The sequence below is a fragment of the Syntrophotalea acetylenivorans genome, from assembly GCF_001887775.1.
Taxonomy (GTDB): domain Bacteria; phylum Desulfobacterota; class Desulfuromonadia; order Desulfuromonadales; family Syntrophotaleaceae; genus Syntrophotalea_A; species Syntrophotalea_A acetylenivorans.
On the sequence record NZ_CP015519.1, the window covers coordinates 842,158 to 856,277 of the forward strand.

The following is a 14,120-nucleotide window of genomic DNA, read 5'->3' on the forward strand; positions in this document are numbered from 1 at the left end:
CTTATATATTTTCTCAAATGGGTCCTTAGACCACCTAGAACTTATCAGTCGTCCTGTGTGGAACCAGGTGGACAGGTTCATGATATATAAGGTGGCCTTATTGGCATTAACCGGTAGCCACACTAGTTTTTGTTTTTTAAGATTCGATAAACGCTAGCAATTCCGATATCGAGTTGTTCAGCAATTTTCTGTTTTGTCATACCCGACCTGGCTAGTTCTATTACTTGTGGGGCCTTGGCCCTCGCGGTCGGCTTTCTCCCTTGATATTTCCCTTCCTGCTTTGCCTTCCGAATACCTTCTGCTTGGCGCTCCAAAAGCATTTCTCTCTCAAAGGTAGCTATTGCCCCTAACATGGTAAGCATGAGTTTTCCAGTAGGGGTTGAGGTGTCGAGGTTGATGTTAAGTACCTTGAAGGAGACACCTCTCTCTTCCAGTAGGTCTACGATCTCCAAGAGGTGTTTGGTGCTACGAGCTATCCTGTCGAGTTTGGTAATGATAAGGGTATCTCCCTCCCTCATATAATTAAGCATTGCGGCCAATTGTGGTCGATCCCTTTTTACCCCTGAAATTTTCTCTTGGAAAACTTTGTTAACTCCGGCTGCCTGAAGTTGTTCAAGTTGGATATCAAGAGACTGGTCGGCGGTGCTAACTCGCGCATAGCCTATGATGGACATATTTTCTCCTGTTGGTATCAAAAGAGTCTAGGACATAATGAGAATGTCCTATCAAAACCAACATGTCAAGCCTATTGATAGGAGGTTTGCATGAAACAGGAAGCTCTCACAGGGGTATGCTTTATTGAGAATTGGGGAACAGCGAAGGTAGATGGTTTGCAAAAAGCCATGTTTTTATTAAAAAACATACCAGCCTTTGCACCTACTTCCATATTCGCCCTGCTCTTGCATAAGGGGAGTCTTGTATAGTTTATGCCCCCACTTGGTAAGGCATGCTGAAAACTTAGGAAATGATAAAGTATGTCTTCAGGGAAAGGGATCAAAGTGGACATACAGTCTGTCTGCAATTAATTGATAGGGACCTAGAGACACATTTCTAACATCGCCCTTGTGAGAGAAGATTGGCCATGATAAATTAAGCTACGTTTTTATGCTAGTCTTAAAGAAATGTTTTGCGATATCAGTTCTTTTTCTTTTTTATCCCTTTGTTTGTCAACTACCTGCCTTGCGGCACCAACCTTTTCTAGACGAAATGCCAGCATTACGATAGAAAAAAGCAGCTATAAAAGGAAGAAATGCATGTTCCATGAATATAGCTAAAGATACTTTTTTGGCTAAATTGTTGCCCGTTTGAGGATTCCAAAAACTTGAGGAGACATTATGAAACGGCCCGCCTACTTGGAGTCTGGTGAGTTAGCCCGACTGATACCAGTCGCAACTAAACCGGAACTGAGAAATACCTGCGTTACATGTGCCATGCTTATGGCTGTTGAGGAATTTGCTGAAGCTCTACTCTCGCCGTTTGGCGCCCCCACCGGCAAACGGGCCAAAATATATGTATGGGTTGAACCCGTCTTTAAGGGAGACAAGAATAGCACTAAAGAACGACCTGATGCTCTCATCATCGTGGACAACGGCAGAAGGATTTGGCGCGCTCTCGTGGAAGCAAAGGCCAAAAAGACAGACCTTGAGGCTAGCCAGGTCGAGCGTTATCTGGACATTGCCAAGGCGCAGGGGATCGAAGCAGTAATTACAATTTCAAACCAATTTGTGCCAACGCCAACGCAATCACCCTGTGAAATCAATAGACAGAAATTAAAGAAAGTAGTTCTCTATCATTGGTCGTGGTCATACCTTCAAACTGAGGCAAAAATCCAGCTCTCCAAAAGTGCTGTTTCGGACCCTGATCAAGCGTATATGTTGAACGAGTATGTGCGGTATCTTGAGCATGATTCTGCAGGCGTTAGTGAATTCGAACAAATGGGCAAGGAATGGGTAGAATTCTGCAAACTATATTTCGCAAAATCTAAGTTGGACAAAAAATCTCCGATTGCTGCTGCTGTTGTTAGCGATTGGGGTGAATTAATGCGCTGTACTGCCTTACAAATGAGTCGGGAGCTTGAAACAAACGTAACTAAAGTACCGAGTGCAAAAGAACGTTCAAACCCAACCGCACGTGTTGAGGCAGTGAAAAACTCGCTCGTTAATACTGGTGTACTGGAGAGCCGCCTTAACATTCCAGATGCAGCATCCCCGATATCGGTTGAAGCAGACCTTACGCGGCGTTCGGTTACGGTTTCAATGACGGTAGAAGCCCCTCGTGACAAGAAAAGAGCTTCAGCAACGGTTACTTGGCTCTTGCGTCAGCTTGTGAAGACAGAAGACGGGAGCGTGCTAATCGTAGCTAAGTGGCCAGGTCGAACTCCAGACTCCTGTGCAGACCTCAGCAAGATCAGAGGGGATATTGACGCATTGGTTGGGGATCGCAATGGCGCTCTTCCTAGGACCTTTGAAATCAAAACAGTCTCTGATTTGGGAGGGAAGTTCACGCAACGGAGAAATTTTGTCCCAGAAATTGTTTCGTGCGTAACCAAGTTTTATGAGTCTGTTGGTCAATATATTGTGCCGTGGCAGGCACCTCCTCCAAGGCCGAAAAAAACGACTCTAAATGCTGAAGAAGATTCCCAAAGCCAAGATGCAACCGGTGATGAAGTTAATGCATAACAAAGTGTTTGGGCGACTTGCATTCGGGGGCATCGTGACACAACGTTAACTTTCATATAGATCTCAATTCATCAGACATTTAAGGCCCGTCAGAAGCACTTGGCGGGCCTTTCTCGTATTGCAGTGGATAGGGAGAAACTTTATGTGATACATCTGGCAACACAATTATTCATCTTCATCGATACCTAAGCTTTTTACTATGTCATTTAGCTCGTCACGATCAAACTTGGCAAGCCTATCCGTCAACCTATTGTATTGAGTTCTAGTCCATTTCCCCCCTTGCCTTGCCTCGATCCCCATCCTGTTTAACTCTTGAACAACTTCTCCCACGCTATTGTACCCAGCTTTATAAATATCTTTAAGTGGTTTAAGCATCTGCAATGCAAACCGATCGGCCTTTTCCTGCCTAGCCTTGTTTGCATTGGTTAAGTCGGAATTACGTGACACCTCGAGGGTCGGATTACCAAGCTTCACGCCTTTCTGCCTTGCCCTCTCTAAACCCTCCTTGATTTTCCTGCTTCTATCCATATTTAAAGCCTAAGTTTAGCGAAACGTAACCAGGTTAAGTAAATACTAATGGGCTGCCAAAATATACTTTTTACGGCAACAATTATCATATGTTTAGCGAAATGTAACACAGGTGGGTAAATAAATATAAGGATAAAAATTAAGATATTGGGACAAACAAAACCTTCAAGCATCGCACTCCCAGCCAGGGTAAGCCCAAGGATGGGAAGAAGAAAAAAGTTTCCCGAAATCGAAAAAGTAAGATCGCCTAAAAGGGTAAATACTTATAGGGGTAAAAAAATCTGTACTGAATCTTTCATCCGTGGGTCTTTTTAAGGATTTATATCCGAGCAAAAGCGGCGGTTGCAGTCATCAAGTTATGGCAAATGAAAATTACTTACGGATACATAAAGCAACCAGGACAGTGTCTTATGACACTTGATTAGTATAACTGTATCTAAAGTATGATAATTAACAGACAAATCAAGGAGCTAACTAATGAATAACATTCAAAACAATATCAATCAACTTGAGTCACAGATTAATAAAATGAACAAAGAAAATATAGAGTACGATGGGGTTAAGCATATATGGCAAAAAATGAAAGAAAAGTCAGCGAGCATAGACTGGATAAATAATTTTGATTATAAATATTTTACAACAATAACATTTATCAACGAACAAAAAGAGTCCACTTCTAAGAAACAACTATGTGAAATACTAAAAATGATAAATAAGGATTATTTCAAAAATAGGAATAAAAACAAAGAGCATTTTGAGGGTTTTGTGTTTACTGAAAAACAGGCATCTGGAAATATTCACTTCCATATATTGTTTCGTGAAAATATTGTATTTAATGCAAAAAGAAATAGAAACAAGGAATTTGAAAGGGTTTTTAAGGAGAAATGTAGATTGATCAGAAATGCGATACCTCTAAAGGATGGAATTGAATATATTGGAAAAAATACTATCGATCCTGACATTGGAGTGGATGTTCAAGAAGTCTATGACGAGAATATCGTGGAATATTGCATGAAGGATCATCCTCTTTTTAGTAAAAATATAGATAATGTGGGAATCTTAAATTATGATGGATTCGAATAGATATTTTCAACATAGACTTATGATTGCGCTAAATTCTTCACGCATCGCGAACTACCCACACAAGCCTCAATGAACAAAACAAGAAGAATTGACTGTCCGATAATTCCTTTGGTGAAGTACGAAGCAAGTTGGGACAAAATGTAAGACGGCCCAACCTATGCAGAATAGGTTGGGCCGATCATGTTCCGGTGAGCGTGACTTGTGAGACGTCAACAGCATGGATCGCAAGTGTCTAGAAAACCAAGGGCGATTCACTGACTCGCTGATGACCTGTCGCTCATTCTCTAGGTACTTAGGCAGAGCCTTTATATTTAAAACCCATACGTAAGCTGTAATAGCACACAAGTAGATTTGATTATTTAAGGTTCTTCCACTTTCTAATGGATTGTGGTTTTTCTCTTGTGTCTGGGGATTCTTCTTGGCAATCGGGACCAGTGTGTTTTGTTTTGAGATATTTAAAATAGCGTAAGCCGGTTCCAGGAAGCCCAAACGAAGCCCATCTTCTGCCATTTGGCGACACTCCAAAACGCAACCCAAGTGCCCCCCATGACCAACCGACTCCCCTGCCTGATAGATTCGCATTTAAACCACCAAACAAACGAATCCTTCTATACCAACGCCAAGCCATCAATCGTCCTTAAAATATTGTCAGCAGACAGTTCGACAGATTCGCTCCCTCTAAACCAACGCTCCTCTTTTCTGATAGGGTCAACAACTAAGCCAAGGCTGTAGCTATTAGTAAAAAAGTTTTTTTGAGTACTTCTGTCTGTTCCACTAAAAAAAGCTCCTAAATTTGGGTGGCTATGGTACCAACCAACGACGAAATTCGTAGCGTCCCCATGTATATTTGCATCCTGCCACACATTAGCGTCCATACTTAAAGACACGCATGAGGATTTAAATGTTTGGCTTGGTACGGCTTGCGTGATTTTAATAGCAACAATTCCATCAATAAGGTCTTTATTGCTAATTACGTTTCCCAATAGTAAACCACCAAGCTCAACATTTTTTGTAGATAGATGCTCCGAGATGGCTTTGCGAACCAGGCCGCCAAAGAGGACGATTGGCTCATGTTGGGTAAAATTTAATAGCTCAAGGACATCAAATGCCGACCAGTTTGAAGCTATTGAACCTAAAGACAGAGCCCTAATATCAGATCTTACATTGTTCCACTTCATGTTCTTATAAAGAATTTTTCGTTACATTTAGGACAAAAAACATTGCCACTTTTCCCAACAGGAACCCGAAGTGAAGCGTTACATTTAGGACAAGAAACTAAAGTCCTCTCTTCCCCTCCTCCCTCAACATTTTTCCAAGACATTGTCGTTTTTTTAGTCTCCCGGACGACTAATTTGTCTGTGGGGAAAGCATTAGGGTTTTTGCTTATGGCTCCCCTGTACCAGCGTAAAGCATCACTATTTGCAGGAGATTTTTCGTTCAATATTGTCTCATCAAATGTGATGATTTGAATAATTCTCTTTGTTAGCAAGTCTAGCCCTTGCGTAGGAAGCCATTTTGTACCAAAACAGATTTTCCCAGAGGTATAAACATTAGGATGATAAATAGGCGTTATAATTGTAGCTGTTGGCTCCTGAAAAGGGTAACGACTTAATAGCTCTATCTTGACCTCTGTAGTGTCTTGCACTTTATCCGGGTAAGCTTTTGATGGCGCAGTTGGGTATTTAATTTCGAGTACTATTTTATTTATAGGGCTACCTTCAGTACTCTTGATTTTAATTCTTCCATCAAGAGATTTAGCAAGCTCCTCAATTTTCCTTAAGTCCTGTTTCACTCGTTCAGAAAGTGCGCTCATTGATCTACCCTGCCACAAGAACGGGTTGTACTTCTAAAACATCGCCATCTTTTACCCCATACTCGCCAAGTGTTGAATTGGGGGGCAAGGTCTTGCCAGTAGCGGTGTTCACAAGACTATAGTCCGTATCAGTGGGTAGAGACCAGTTATCTACAGATGCCTGAATTACGTCTGATCCCGTATTGTCTGTGTCGAGAGCAACTTCTGCCTTTCTAGTCTGGTCTGCTGTTCGTATGATAATATTAACCTCTGGCATAATAATCCTCCAATTCTATAATTGTGGTTATGTTTCCTGAGTCATAGCGAAGAAACTTACACGGAAATTCGTATCCTTGATAATTTTTCTTTATTTCAGAAATTGAAAAACTGTCTTTAATAATTACTTCAACAGATTCTTTTTGACATTTATCACACTCTGTGATCGTTGAATCAAATTTAGATGCATTTTTAAAAATGATTGTATGAGTACTTAGTTCAGGATCACACTCGATACATCTTTTTGAAACTAAAATAGGGTCACTAGTAATAAAACTACCATTCTTTAAAGAAACTTTTTCACCAAAGACACTTTCTATTTTTGACCTACTGCTAACAATCGATATGTGTTCTTTAACTGAAGAACATGCTACACAATCATTATTTTTATCTAAATCGCTTATCATTGATCTTCCGGTAAATGAATCGATTAGAGTCCTTGTAGGCTTAAATTCATCTTTATTCTTCAGAAAGCTAATTGCATGAGAACATGCAATTGCCCCTGTAATACTTGATGTCAATATTGTTGTTGGAATCTTTTTCTCCACAAAGGAAATCTTTTTCAGCCAGCCACATGAGTATCTCTTCTGGATTCTTTCATATGCAGTGCTTGGCAGATTGCACTCATAGCACGGCAAAAAATGAATTTCCCTGAATGGAAAAACCTCTATTTGGCAGAATTTACTATCTATCCCGGTGTTAATCAGATTTGTTTTAGTAAAAACACATATTTGATTTAATTTTATTCTTGCTTCAAAATTGTCTACACAACACAAAATACAGTCATACGTTTTAGCTTGAGAAAGTGAGAGTTTTTCCCAAAAATCACCAACAAAAAACTTAACATCAATATTAGGGTCAAGCTCTTTAATTCGAGATGCACAAACCTCCGCCTTGCTTTTACCAACATCACCCTCTCTAAACAAAACACTTCTTGTTAAATTATGAATTTCTATACTGTCAAAATCATATAAATCAATCTTGCCAACACCAAGCAATGCAAGGTTTTTAGCAACTTCGTTGCCAACAGCTCCACAACCCACTATGGCAAAAGATGAAGACTTCACGTCCTCTTGAGAGAACCAATCTATAAGCGAATGTCTTAGATACCTATCTGTGGACATTTGTCTATTTTCCTCTTATTTGGGAAACTGCCTCATTCAAGAGCTTTATTACCTCTTCACTATATTCGGACATGAAAGCATCCGTCTTGTCTGGATGATATAAAAGGACCTTTTGTCGATATGCTTTTTTAACATCTTCCGTAGATGCCCCCTGGTCTATCCCAAGCCGTTCGTGGGGAGATTGCTGTTTAATCTTTTCAAGCTGGCTAGAATAGTTTGTTTTTAAATTTTTCCACTTCATCATTTAGCACTCAAAATCATCGACTTTTCAGATACAATAATTTCGTAGCCGAAAGTTTGATGTTTAACAATTAGCCCTCTAACTTTCACAGTTTTTCCATTCAATGTACTTATAAAACGTTTCCCACCAACACGGCTAATTGCTGTTCTGAAAAATACCAACTTGAATCCCTTGGTCCATGACTTGTCCTCGAACATCACCGCAAAATCGTTCCCTCTACGACTTTCTCGAACCTTAACAACCCTACCTTCAAAAGTAACAACTGATCCAACATGCTGCTTGTAATCACTCAAAGTAACGACATTAGGAGTATAATCTCTACCTTGTGCTTTTTTCCCACCAGCAAGAGCAACTATATTTGTTGACTGACATGAAACGCACCTTGAATCATTTACTTCACGTAATACCTGCAGACTTTCAGTGTGATAAAAAACAGTACAAGATTGACATTGATGTAAGCCAAGCGTCCTATCAAGAGGAGCGCCTGTAAATGCGTCATGCAAACCTGAAAGGTCTAGTTTGGCCAAATCTGTTGTTGTACTGCTTGAGGCAGAGGAATCTCTGAACTTGATATTTGACTTAGCTCTAGATTGCGAGGCAGGACGAAAAGTTTGACTCTCCTGCCTTTTTCTTACTGTTCTGGGATGGGAAGCAGACGAAGAATTAGTACTTGGTGGCCGATCCTCCCCCTTAAAGGCGTTTATAATAACAACTAAGAGCCAGATTCCCCCGACAACTAAAAGTACTTCCACCCACCCCTCCAAGCTAAATGTATCTTAATACGCAATCATATCAAGCTGAGAAATCATCGTTTAAAAAGGAGGGACATCAAGAGGTACTTCTCCATTTTCTGACGGAGGATAGCCAAAAATAGCTATCTCCTCTGGGGAAATTTCTTCAGATGCAAAACCTTTAAACTTTTTAGGCTGTGAAAGGACTTGCATCTGGCTTGCTATAACCTCAGTGATGTGCCTCTTATTTCCATTGCGATCATCATATGACCGTGTTTGCAGCTTTCCTTCTATGTAAACCTGTGATCCCTTTATTAAATCCTGACTACATATTTCTGCCAGTTTTGACCAAGAGACAACATTATGCCATTCGGTACTCTCTTGCTGTTAGCCTAATTTATTGTTGTAGCGTTCTGATGTAGCTAACGGTGAGTATTGAGACGTTTTTTCGGCTTAACGTCTTGCTCACCACATAATCAGGAGCGCAGCGAGGAGTTTTTCAGTAGGCAGCAACTTGTTATGGGGGAAATCTCAATTTTCGGCCAAGGTTGCAGCTTCCCACTCTTTATAGGTTTGCTTTGTGCCCTTTACTTTCCAAGCGATTGGGCCCGCAGTAGATCTTCCATTGCATACTGCACCTGCTGCGCTGGTGCTCGGGAATGCGTAACTTTGTGTAAAAACCTTGTGTTTTCCATGATCAACTAAAATCCCTTGTTCTACAAGCTTGTCGTGGTGCTTCCAATAGTATGACTTTTCGCTTCGATCACCTATGTAAGTTGCTCTAGCTAAAGAACCCTTCTGAACCACAAATTCACCATCTTCCAGTATCGCCGTAGCAACTATCCCTTCTTTTTTTAAGGTTAGCTCGAAGACAGGGCTTTCTGTTGATTCTTTGGATTTTTCTATTTCGCTTTGTTTGTCTGGCTTGGCTTTACTTGTGAATAAATCGACTCGTATTGCAGGAAGCACCATTAGCAATTGCGAAATGAATGCTTCCATATTCGCTTGCGCTGCCTCTGAAAGACTCGGAAGGGATGGATTCGTGCCGTTTTCCAACTTTGTGTTGGCAGCAGATATTCCTTCTTGAACAAGCCGCGACTCAAGATATTGCACATGAGCCTTATGTAGGTTATTGGCGGCGGATGTAATCAGAATAATCCTAGTCCACCAGTCCTTTTTTGCATCGTGGCTTTTAATTCTGGCAGCAATGCTCTCACCTTCACCAATATACGCCAGTGGATCCTCATTTAGTTCACCGAGAAGGATATACACCCCAGTGTATGAGCTTTCTTTTCGCTTCAAAGCTTCAGGTAGCCGCGTCCTTGGCGCAACGAGAATATGCCCCGTCCAACCGAAAACTTCCGCAGTAAGCATGCCATCTGGTTTTCCATCGATAAAAAATAGTTCTAGTGTGGTTGCGCTCAATATTTTGCCTCAAGGTTTCAGTCTAGTTTAAGGGGAAGTCTATGCTGTGGCCCCATAGCAGCGCCTATGCAGACTGCATAAGCCGACCAAAAATTGTTCCAAACAGCAATGCCTGACCTAGTGGAAAAACCGCCTATCGGATCTTCTCGAATCTAGACGCTTTTTTGAGAGGTATCGCCTTGTCTCTTTTCAAGCCAGTATTCTTCTGGAACACAACAATATGAATCAGGGCCAATGTAGCCAAATTAAGCTGCAGCGGTCAAGAGCATGATGTCCGATATTTTGTTTCGGATTATTTTCATGCAAAGGAGGAAGGGAAATGCCGAGTTTATTAAAATTCCTTCAATGTGAGAAAAGCCCACCAAGGTTGCTTGTTGGGCTTTTGCCATTTGATAGATGGTGAATTTAGGGATAAAATTTTCTTCGGATCAACGTAAAGCCAACCAGTATAGCTTTCCGGATTATTTATTTAAGCACATGGTTCAGTTGAATTTCATGTCCTCATGTCTGATATTAAAACAGGGTAAATTTTTGTGCGGAAATAATCGTTAAGAGTTTCAGAATTTCTTTGAGAAATACGTGTTGGTGCAGTATCAAAAATGACTTTTGTAGACTTGTGTTCTTGCTCTGTAAACTCCCATGAAACCTTGGTTTTATAATTTGAGCCGAGGAACCCACCCTTCCAATCCACCATAATTTCTACAAGAATACTATTGTTTAATTTTGATACAGTATATTTATCTAATATTGGTTCCTTACCTGTTGGATGAGAAATATCTAGTATTGCCTTTGAAATTTTATTTTTATTTCGATCTATAAGTAGTCTTGTCATTGTGTCTGCACGATCTTCCCAAGGAATGGCTTGTTTCAAAACTCCGAGTTTATTAATGGCATCTTTACCTTTTTGGTCTGTGAAATGATAAAATGCAAACACTCCGACAAAAATCGTAACGGCAATACAGACTAGCTTACCTAGGATTAAAAGGTTCTTCCTTGGGTCGAGGAAAGCAGACATCTTATACTCCCTTTAAAGAATTTTATCATGTTCAAATGCAGCCCCCCTCCAAGGGAACTGCAATATTTTGTGAGCATCGAGTCGCCATCCAATGGAACCGGATTATTTAGAAAACAAAGTTCAATTCATCCAAGAATAGCGTATTTTCATGGGGGGGGGCACCCTCTTACCGTGCGAAATCGGTAAAAGTAGTTTTCTCAGTCTGCCGAACTCCAAGCGCCCCACCAGTCCATTGCTCACAACTCATAATGCTTTGGCGTTGTCATACATGAAGGCGATATCGTTCGAGTTCGTATGGTATGCGTCCAATTCAGGAGAGGAAAAATCGACATAAAAAGTAGTATTTGGGTTAAGCACCCCGTCAAGCCCCTGGGTAATAGTCAGCGGAATTTTGGAACCATTCCGAATTATTGCCTTGAAACTTAAATCCGTAAGAGGTCGGTTTCCACGATAAAGAATGGTGAACCGCCATTTGTTGGCTGACATTGCTTCAGACCCAACAATTTTAGAAACCCGGTGAACTGATCGCATAAATTCTATTCGGGCCTTCTGTCGGCGTTCTTCCAACTTGGCTTTCTGTTTTTGCTGGTATGTCGATAACGCTGCGTCTAATGCAGCAAAAAAACCGCCGCCCTCACCGGCGGCCAACTCGGATTTTTGCAATGAAAATAATTCGTTATCTTCAAGAATTTGCTGGTAATTTGAATTTATAGTTCCCGGAACATAGTATTTTTGTACCAAATCAGCTACACGCTTTGCCTCTGCCGCACGCTCTTCGTTCATCGGATGATCGTGTATAAATAACGCATCATTTCCACTTTTTTTGTGCATCCTCTCCCAAATGCGGCCTCCTGCGTAGGGATCGAAGCCAGCCAACGAACAATAAAGAACGGCAATTTGGTCAGCTTCCGTTTCATTCTCATGTGTAAATGCCGCTTGAAAAGTATCACGCTTTGCTGACTTTGAACCAGCGAGAGCATTAATTTGTTGAAAATCACGGCGCTCGAATGCATGGTTGGCGACGGTATGAGCCATTTCGTGTGCAATGACGTTTGCTAGCTCAGAGTCGTCTTTCAAATCCTTTTCAAGTGCTGAAAAGATTACAAAGTAGGTTCCTCCTGTTGTAAAGGCATTCCAGCTGTCTTCTTCAATAATTACCGGCGTCCATGCCTCTTGCCTTAAATGGCTTACTTGATGAAGCTGTTCAAAAATTCGTTTGATTCGTTTATATGCAGCAAGGTCATATTCCTCATTTACTTTTTTCCCTTCTGCCCTCGCTTCAGCAATAAATTTTTCGACAAACTCGTTTCCTTTTAAAGTTTGTTCTTCCCTATCAGCAAGACAGAGTGATCTTTTTCCAGAAAGGCGATCGCGCTCTGTAACCGTTTCTGTCGCGGAGTAAAGACCTTGATCAATTGCTTTCATTGTTGCGCAACCGGATAGTACTGACGTCAACAAAAGCAATGTCATGAAAAATTTCATTATGATGTCCACTCCCAGTCTTATAATTTTAAAAAATCAATATGAGTGTTGGGACTTTCCTGATAACAGTCTTTTTAAAAGGTAGAGTTTTGTTTTATGTTTGCCTTTGGCCCTGTTTGGTTTTGGGCGAAGACAATCAGGCAGGCCCATTCTCACACCCCTTACAAATAGGAAAGGCCCACCGACTCTCCTGGTGGGCCTTTCTCGTCTGACGAGTGGTTGGAAAAGAACTTTCCCCATTTCCACGCTTACAAAGAAAAACCGTCTTATTTTCGAGCGGAGTACTATATGTTATATGGGTTAATTTTGACTGACCCTAGTTTCAGGAAACAAATCAATATGAATGTTTGTTTCATCCAAAGAATAGGCTCCGGGAGAAGCTAAACCGACAAACGGAACTAGCCAGACAACGCCACCAACAATATCCCACACACCTGAACCGTTCATGTGCGAATCAATGCTTCTATAGTAAGTTTTATAGCCTTCCCTGTTGGCCGTGACGCTCACACCGTTGTCTCTCCTAACAGCTATTTGGCCGGGGCAAGCAGCCTGCTGCCCATTCACGTGAACCAAAACCCCTTCTTGATCACAAGCTAGGTTAAGGGTTTGAGTAGATGACCGGAAACACGAACATCCAAAAGAAAAAGTGGTGAGACATACCATTAAGCCCCATACAACTACATTTTTAAGCAACTTCATAACATCTCCTCTTTGAGTTAATTTGCTCTCTTTGAGCACCTAATTTTAAGTTGCAAGAAATTTTTCCAATTCAGGATTATCTTATAAATGATCTGTATAAACTCTGCGGAGCACAGACGATCCATGCCTAGGCACATGAGATGTGCGTTGCTATAGGTTTGCTGTGGGGCTTGAGGCATTTAGAGACAATTTTTCTCTGTGGGATTAGGCGGCTTTAAATTATTCTAGCCTGGGAAAAAAATCAATAATTCTAATTATTTTTCTTGAAATAATTACACAAGGCTTATTTTATTTGGGCCAAACTGTATTACGGATTCAGTGTTTCTGGATTCCTGCAAAAAAAGAATGGTCTACTAGGTTCCTGGGCGTGCATTCGCGCCTGAGAAGTGATGGCATTACAATTGGCCAGGCAGACCCTTTCTTGTATTATGCCTGTTGAATTGGCCCCCTATCGTGCCCTACATCTTTCCTAAGGAGTTCTCTTATGAAAACGTCCCGCCTGTTGGTCTGTATCGTCCTCTTGCTCCTAGCATCTACGTCCCTAGCCGCTTCATCAAAAATCTATGGTGACGTTGTAGTAGCCGAAGTAACAAGCATTTACGATGGTGACTCTTTCAAAGTTAACCTCAAGGGATACCCGCCAATTGCAGGAGAGCGGATCGGAATCCGGATCAATGGCATAGATACCCCAGAAATGAGGGATAACCGACCAGAGATAAAGGCTTTAGCCCGAAAGGCAAAGCAGTACACCGTTCAGCGTTTGCGGGAAGGCCAGCAGATCATCCTGCGTAACATGAAGCGAGGAAAATATTTTCGGATCGTTGCCGATGTTTACGTGGATGGGAGCAATTTAGGGCAGGAGTTGATTTCAGTTGGGTTGGCTAAGCCCTATGGCGGTGGGAAGAAGCCGAAATGGGAGTGATGCGTTTGTCAGACAGTCCCTGCAATGCGAGAAAAGCCAGCCTAGAAAGAGGTCACGCCTTTTGGCTGTAAAAATGATGATCTGTGAGTCAACCCCAGGGCACAATCAACTTCAGGGCCGTTTG

18 protein-coding genes are annotated in these 14,120 nt (G+C 41.4%); 4 read left to right on the forward strand and 14 right to left on the reverse strand.

Features of this window, described 5'->3' with window-relative positions; genetic code table 11:
- Positions 1-122: 122 nt before the first annotated feature.
- The gene (locus A7E78_RS03820) at positions 123-674 is read right to left on the reverse strand and encodes a recombinase family protein (protein ID WP_072282990.1); all 552 of its coding nucleotides are present in this window, start codon (positions 672-674) and stop codon (positions 123-125) included.
- A gap of 90 nt (positions 675-764) precedes the next feature.
- Here A7E78_RS03820 and A7E78_RS15010 point away from each other — a divergent pair, with 90 nt between their 5' ends.
- The gene (locus A7E78_RS15010; protein WP_158516065.1) at positions 765-923 is read left to right on the forward strand and encodes a hypothetical protein; all 159 of its coding nucleotides are present in this window, start codon (positions 765-767) and stop codon (positions 921-923) included.
- Between the two features lie 411 nt (positions 924-1,334).
- Positions 1,335-2,678 carry a hypothetical protein gene (locus tag A7E78_RS03825; RefSeq protein ID WP_201258030.1) on the forward strand — a complete coding sequence of 448 codons (1,344 nt, stop codon included), beginning with the start codon at positions 1,335-1,337 and terminating at the stop codon, positions 2,676-2,678.
- 165 nt (positions 2,679-2,843) lie between these two features.
- Here A7E78_RS03825 and A7E78_RS03830 read toward each other — a convergent pair whose 3' ends face one another.
- The gene (locus A7E78_RS03830; RefSeq protein ID WP_072282991.1) at positions 2,844-3,206 is read right to left on the reverse strand and encodes a recombinase-like helix-turn-helix domain-containing protein; all 363 of its coding nucleotides are present in this window, start codon (positions 3,204-3,206) and stop codon (positions 2,844-2,846) included.
- Between the two features lie 477 nt (positions 3,207-3,683).
- Here A7E78_RS03830 and A7E78_RS03835 point away from each other — a divergent pair, with 477 nt between their 5' ends.
- The gene (locus A7E78_RS03835; protein WP_072282992.1) at positions 3,684-4,289 is read left to right on the forward strand and encodes a rolling circle replication-associated protein; all 606 of its coding nucleotides are present in this window, start codon (positions 3,684-3,686) and stop codon (positions 4,287-4,289) included.
- Between the two features lie 355 nt (positions 4,290-4,644).
- On the opposite strand, the gene A7E78_RS15705 is transcribed toward A7E78_RS03835, so the two are convergent.
- From A7E78_RS15705 to A7E78_RS03895, 12 genes are all read right to left on the reverse strand, one after another.
- A complete protein-coding gene (locus A7E78_RS15705; RefSeq protein WP_072282993.1) occupies positions 4,645-4,917 on the reverse strand; it encodes a DUF4236 domain-containing protein in 273 nt (90 codons plus the stop codon).
- Entirely contained in the window at positions 4,898-5,467 is a 570-nt protein-coding gene (locus A7E78_RS03845; protein WP_072282994.1) for a Mov34/MPN/PAD-1 family protein, read from the reverse strand. Before A7E78_RS03845 ends, A7E78_RS15705 begins: the two co-directional genes overlap by 20 nt.
- Positions 5,464-6,102 carry a ubiquitin-conjugating enzyme E2 gene (locus A7E78_RS03850; protein ID WP_072282995.1) on the reverse strand — a complete coding sequence of 213 codons (639 nt, stop codon included), beginning with the start codon at positions 6,100-6,102 and terminating at the stop codon, positions 5,464-5,466. Before A7E78_RS03850 ends, A7E78_RS03845 begins: the two co-directional genes overlap by 4 nt.
- Before the next feature lie 4 nt (positions 6,103-6,106).
- Positions 6,107-6,358, reverse strand: coding sequence for an EsaB/YukD family protein (locus A7E78_RS15805; protein ID WP_072282996.1), 252 nt, complete (start codon positions 6,356-6,358; stop codon positions 6,107-6,109).
- Positions 6,345-7,481 carry a ThiF family adenylyltransferase gene (locus A7E78_RS03860; RefSeq protein WP_072282997.1) on the reverse strand — a complete coding sequence of 379 codons (1,137 nt, stop codon included), beginning with the start codon at positions 7,479-7,481 and terminating at the stop codon, positions 6,345-6,347. The genes A7E78_RS15805 and A7E78_RS03860 overlap by 14 nt, the downstream gene beginning before the upstream one ends.
- Before the next feature lie 4 nt (positions 7,482-7,485).
- Positions 7,486-7,725, reverse strand: coding sequence for a J domain-containing protein (locus A7E78_RS03865; protein WP_072282998.1), 240 nt, complete (start codon positions 7,723-7,725; stop codon positions 7,486-7,488).
- The gene (locus A7E78_RS14905; protein WP_145924837.1) at positions 7,722-8,474 is read right to left on the reverse strand and encodes an OB-fold nucleic acid binding domain-containing protein; all 753 of its coding nucleotides are present in this window, start codon (positions 8,472-8,474) and stop codon (positions 7,722-7,724) included. The genes A7E78_RS03865 and A7E78_RS14905 overlap by 4 nt, the downstream gene beginning before the upstream one ends.
- Positions 8,475-8,534: 60 nt before the next feature.
- Positions 8,535-8,795 (reverse strand): single-stranded DNA-binding protein, encoded by a 261-nt coding sequence (locus tag A7E78_RS14785; protein ID WP_083552653.1) that lies wholly within the window; start codon positions 8,793-8,795, stop codon positions 8,535-8,537.
- 189 nt (positions 8,796-8,984) lie between these two features.
- The gene (locus tag A7E78_RS03880) at positions 8,985-9,878 is read right to left on the reverse strand and encodes a GIY-YIG nuclease family protein (protein WP_201258031.1); all 894 of its coding nucleotides are present in this window, start codon (positions 9,876-9,878) and stop codon (positions 8,985-8,987) included.
- 493 nt (positions 9,879-10,371) lie between these two features.
- Positions 10,372-10,893, reverse strand: a complete 522-nt coding sequence (locus A7E78_RS03885) for a hypothetical protein (protein ID WP_072283001.1) — start codon at positions 10,891-10,893, stop codon at positions 10,372-10,374.
- 243 nt (positions 10,894-11,136) lie between these two features.
- Complete coding sequence (locus A7E78_RS03890; protein ID WP_072283002.1) at positions 11,137-12,375, reverse strand: M48 family metallopeptidase; 1,239 nt, start codon at positions 12,373-12,375, stop codon at positions 11,137-11,139.
- Between the two features lie 300 nt (positions 12,376-12,675).
- Positions 12,676-13,074: a hypothetical protein gene (locus A7E78_RS03895; protein ID WP_072283003.1), complete on the reverse strand. Its 399-nt coding sequence runs from the start codon at positions 13,072-13,074 to the stop codon at positions 12,676-12,678.
- Positions 13,075-13,558: 484 nt separating this feature from the next.
- Here A7E78_RS03895 and A7E78_RS03900 point away from each other — a divergent pair, with 484 nt between their 5' ends.
- Positions 13,559-13,996 (forward strand): thermonuclease family protein, encoded by a 438-nt coding sequence (locus tag A7E78_RS03900; RefSeq protein WP_072283004.1) that lies wholly within the window; start codon positions 13,559-13,561, stop codon positions 13,994-13,996.
- The last annotated feature ends 124 nt before the right edge of the window (positions 13,997-14,120 follow it).

Coding starts and splice junctions, on each gene's coding strand:
- A7E78_RS03895 (WP_072283003.1), bottom strand. CDS start 13,074: ATGAAGTTGCTTAAAAATGTAGTTGTATGGGGCTTAATGGTATGTCTC.
- A7E78_RS03885 (WP_072283001.1), bottom strand. CDS start 10,893: ATGTCTGCTTTCCTCGACCCAAGGAAGAACCTTTTAATCCTAGGTAAG.
- A7E78_RS03890 (WP_072283002.1), bottom strand. CDS start 12,375: ATGAAATTTTTCATGACATTGCTTTTGTTGACGTCAGTACTATCCGGT.
- A7E78_RS03830 (WP_072282991.1), bottom strand. CDS start 3,206: ATGGATAGAAGCAGGAAAATCAAGGAGGGTTTAGAGAGGGCAAGGCAG.
- A7E78_RS15805 (WP_072282996.1), bottom strand. CDS start 6,358: ATGCCAGAGGTTAATATTATCATACGAACAGCAGACCAGACTAGAAAG.
- A7E78_RS03845 (WP_072282994.1), bottom strand. CDS start 5,467: ATGAAGTGGAACAATGTAAGATCTGATATTAGGGCTCTGTCTTTAGGT.
- A7E78_RS03825 (WP_201258030.1), top strand. CDS start 1,335: ATGAAACGGCCCGCCTACTTGGAGTCTGGTGAGTTAGCCCGACTGATA.
- A7E78_RS03865 (WP_072282998.1), bottom strand. CDS start 7,725: ATGATGAAGTGGAAAAATTTAAAAACAAACTATTCTAGCCAGCTTGAA.
- A7E78_RS03820 (WP_072282990.1), bottom strand. CDS start 674: ATGTCCATCATAGGCTATGCGCGAGTTAGCACCGCCGACCAGTCTCTT.
- A7E78_RS15010 (WP_158516065.1), top strand. CDS start 765: ATGAAACAGGAAGCTCTCACAGGGGTATGCTTTATTGAGAATTGGGGA.
- A7E78_RS03900 (WP_072283004.1), top strand. CDS start 13,559: ATGAAAACGTCCCGCCTGTTGGTCTGTATCGTCCTCTTGCTCCTAGCA.
- A7E78_RS03835 (WP_072282992.1), top strand. CDS start 3,684: ATGAATAACATTCAAAACAATATCAATCAACTTGAGTCACAGATTAAT.
- A7E78_RS15705 (WP_072282993.1), bottom strand. CDS start 4,917: ATGGCTTGGCGTTGGTATAGAAGGATTCGTTTGTTTGGTGGTTTAAAT.
- A7E78_RS03850 (WP_072282995.1), bottom strand. CDS start 6,102: ATGAGCGCACTTTCTGAACGAGTGAAACAGGACTTAAGGAAAATTGAG.
- A7E78_RS03860 (WP_072282997.1), bottom strand. CDS start 7,481: ATGTCCACAGATAGGTATCTAAGACATTCGCTTATAGATTGGTTCTCT.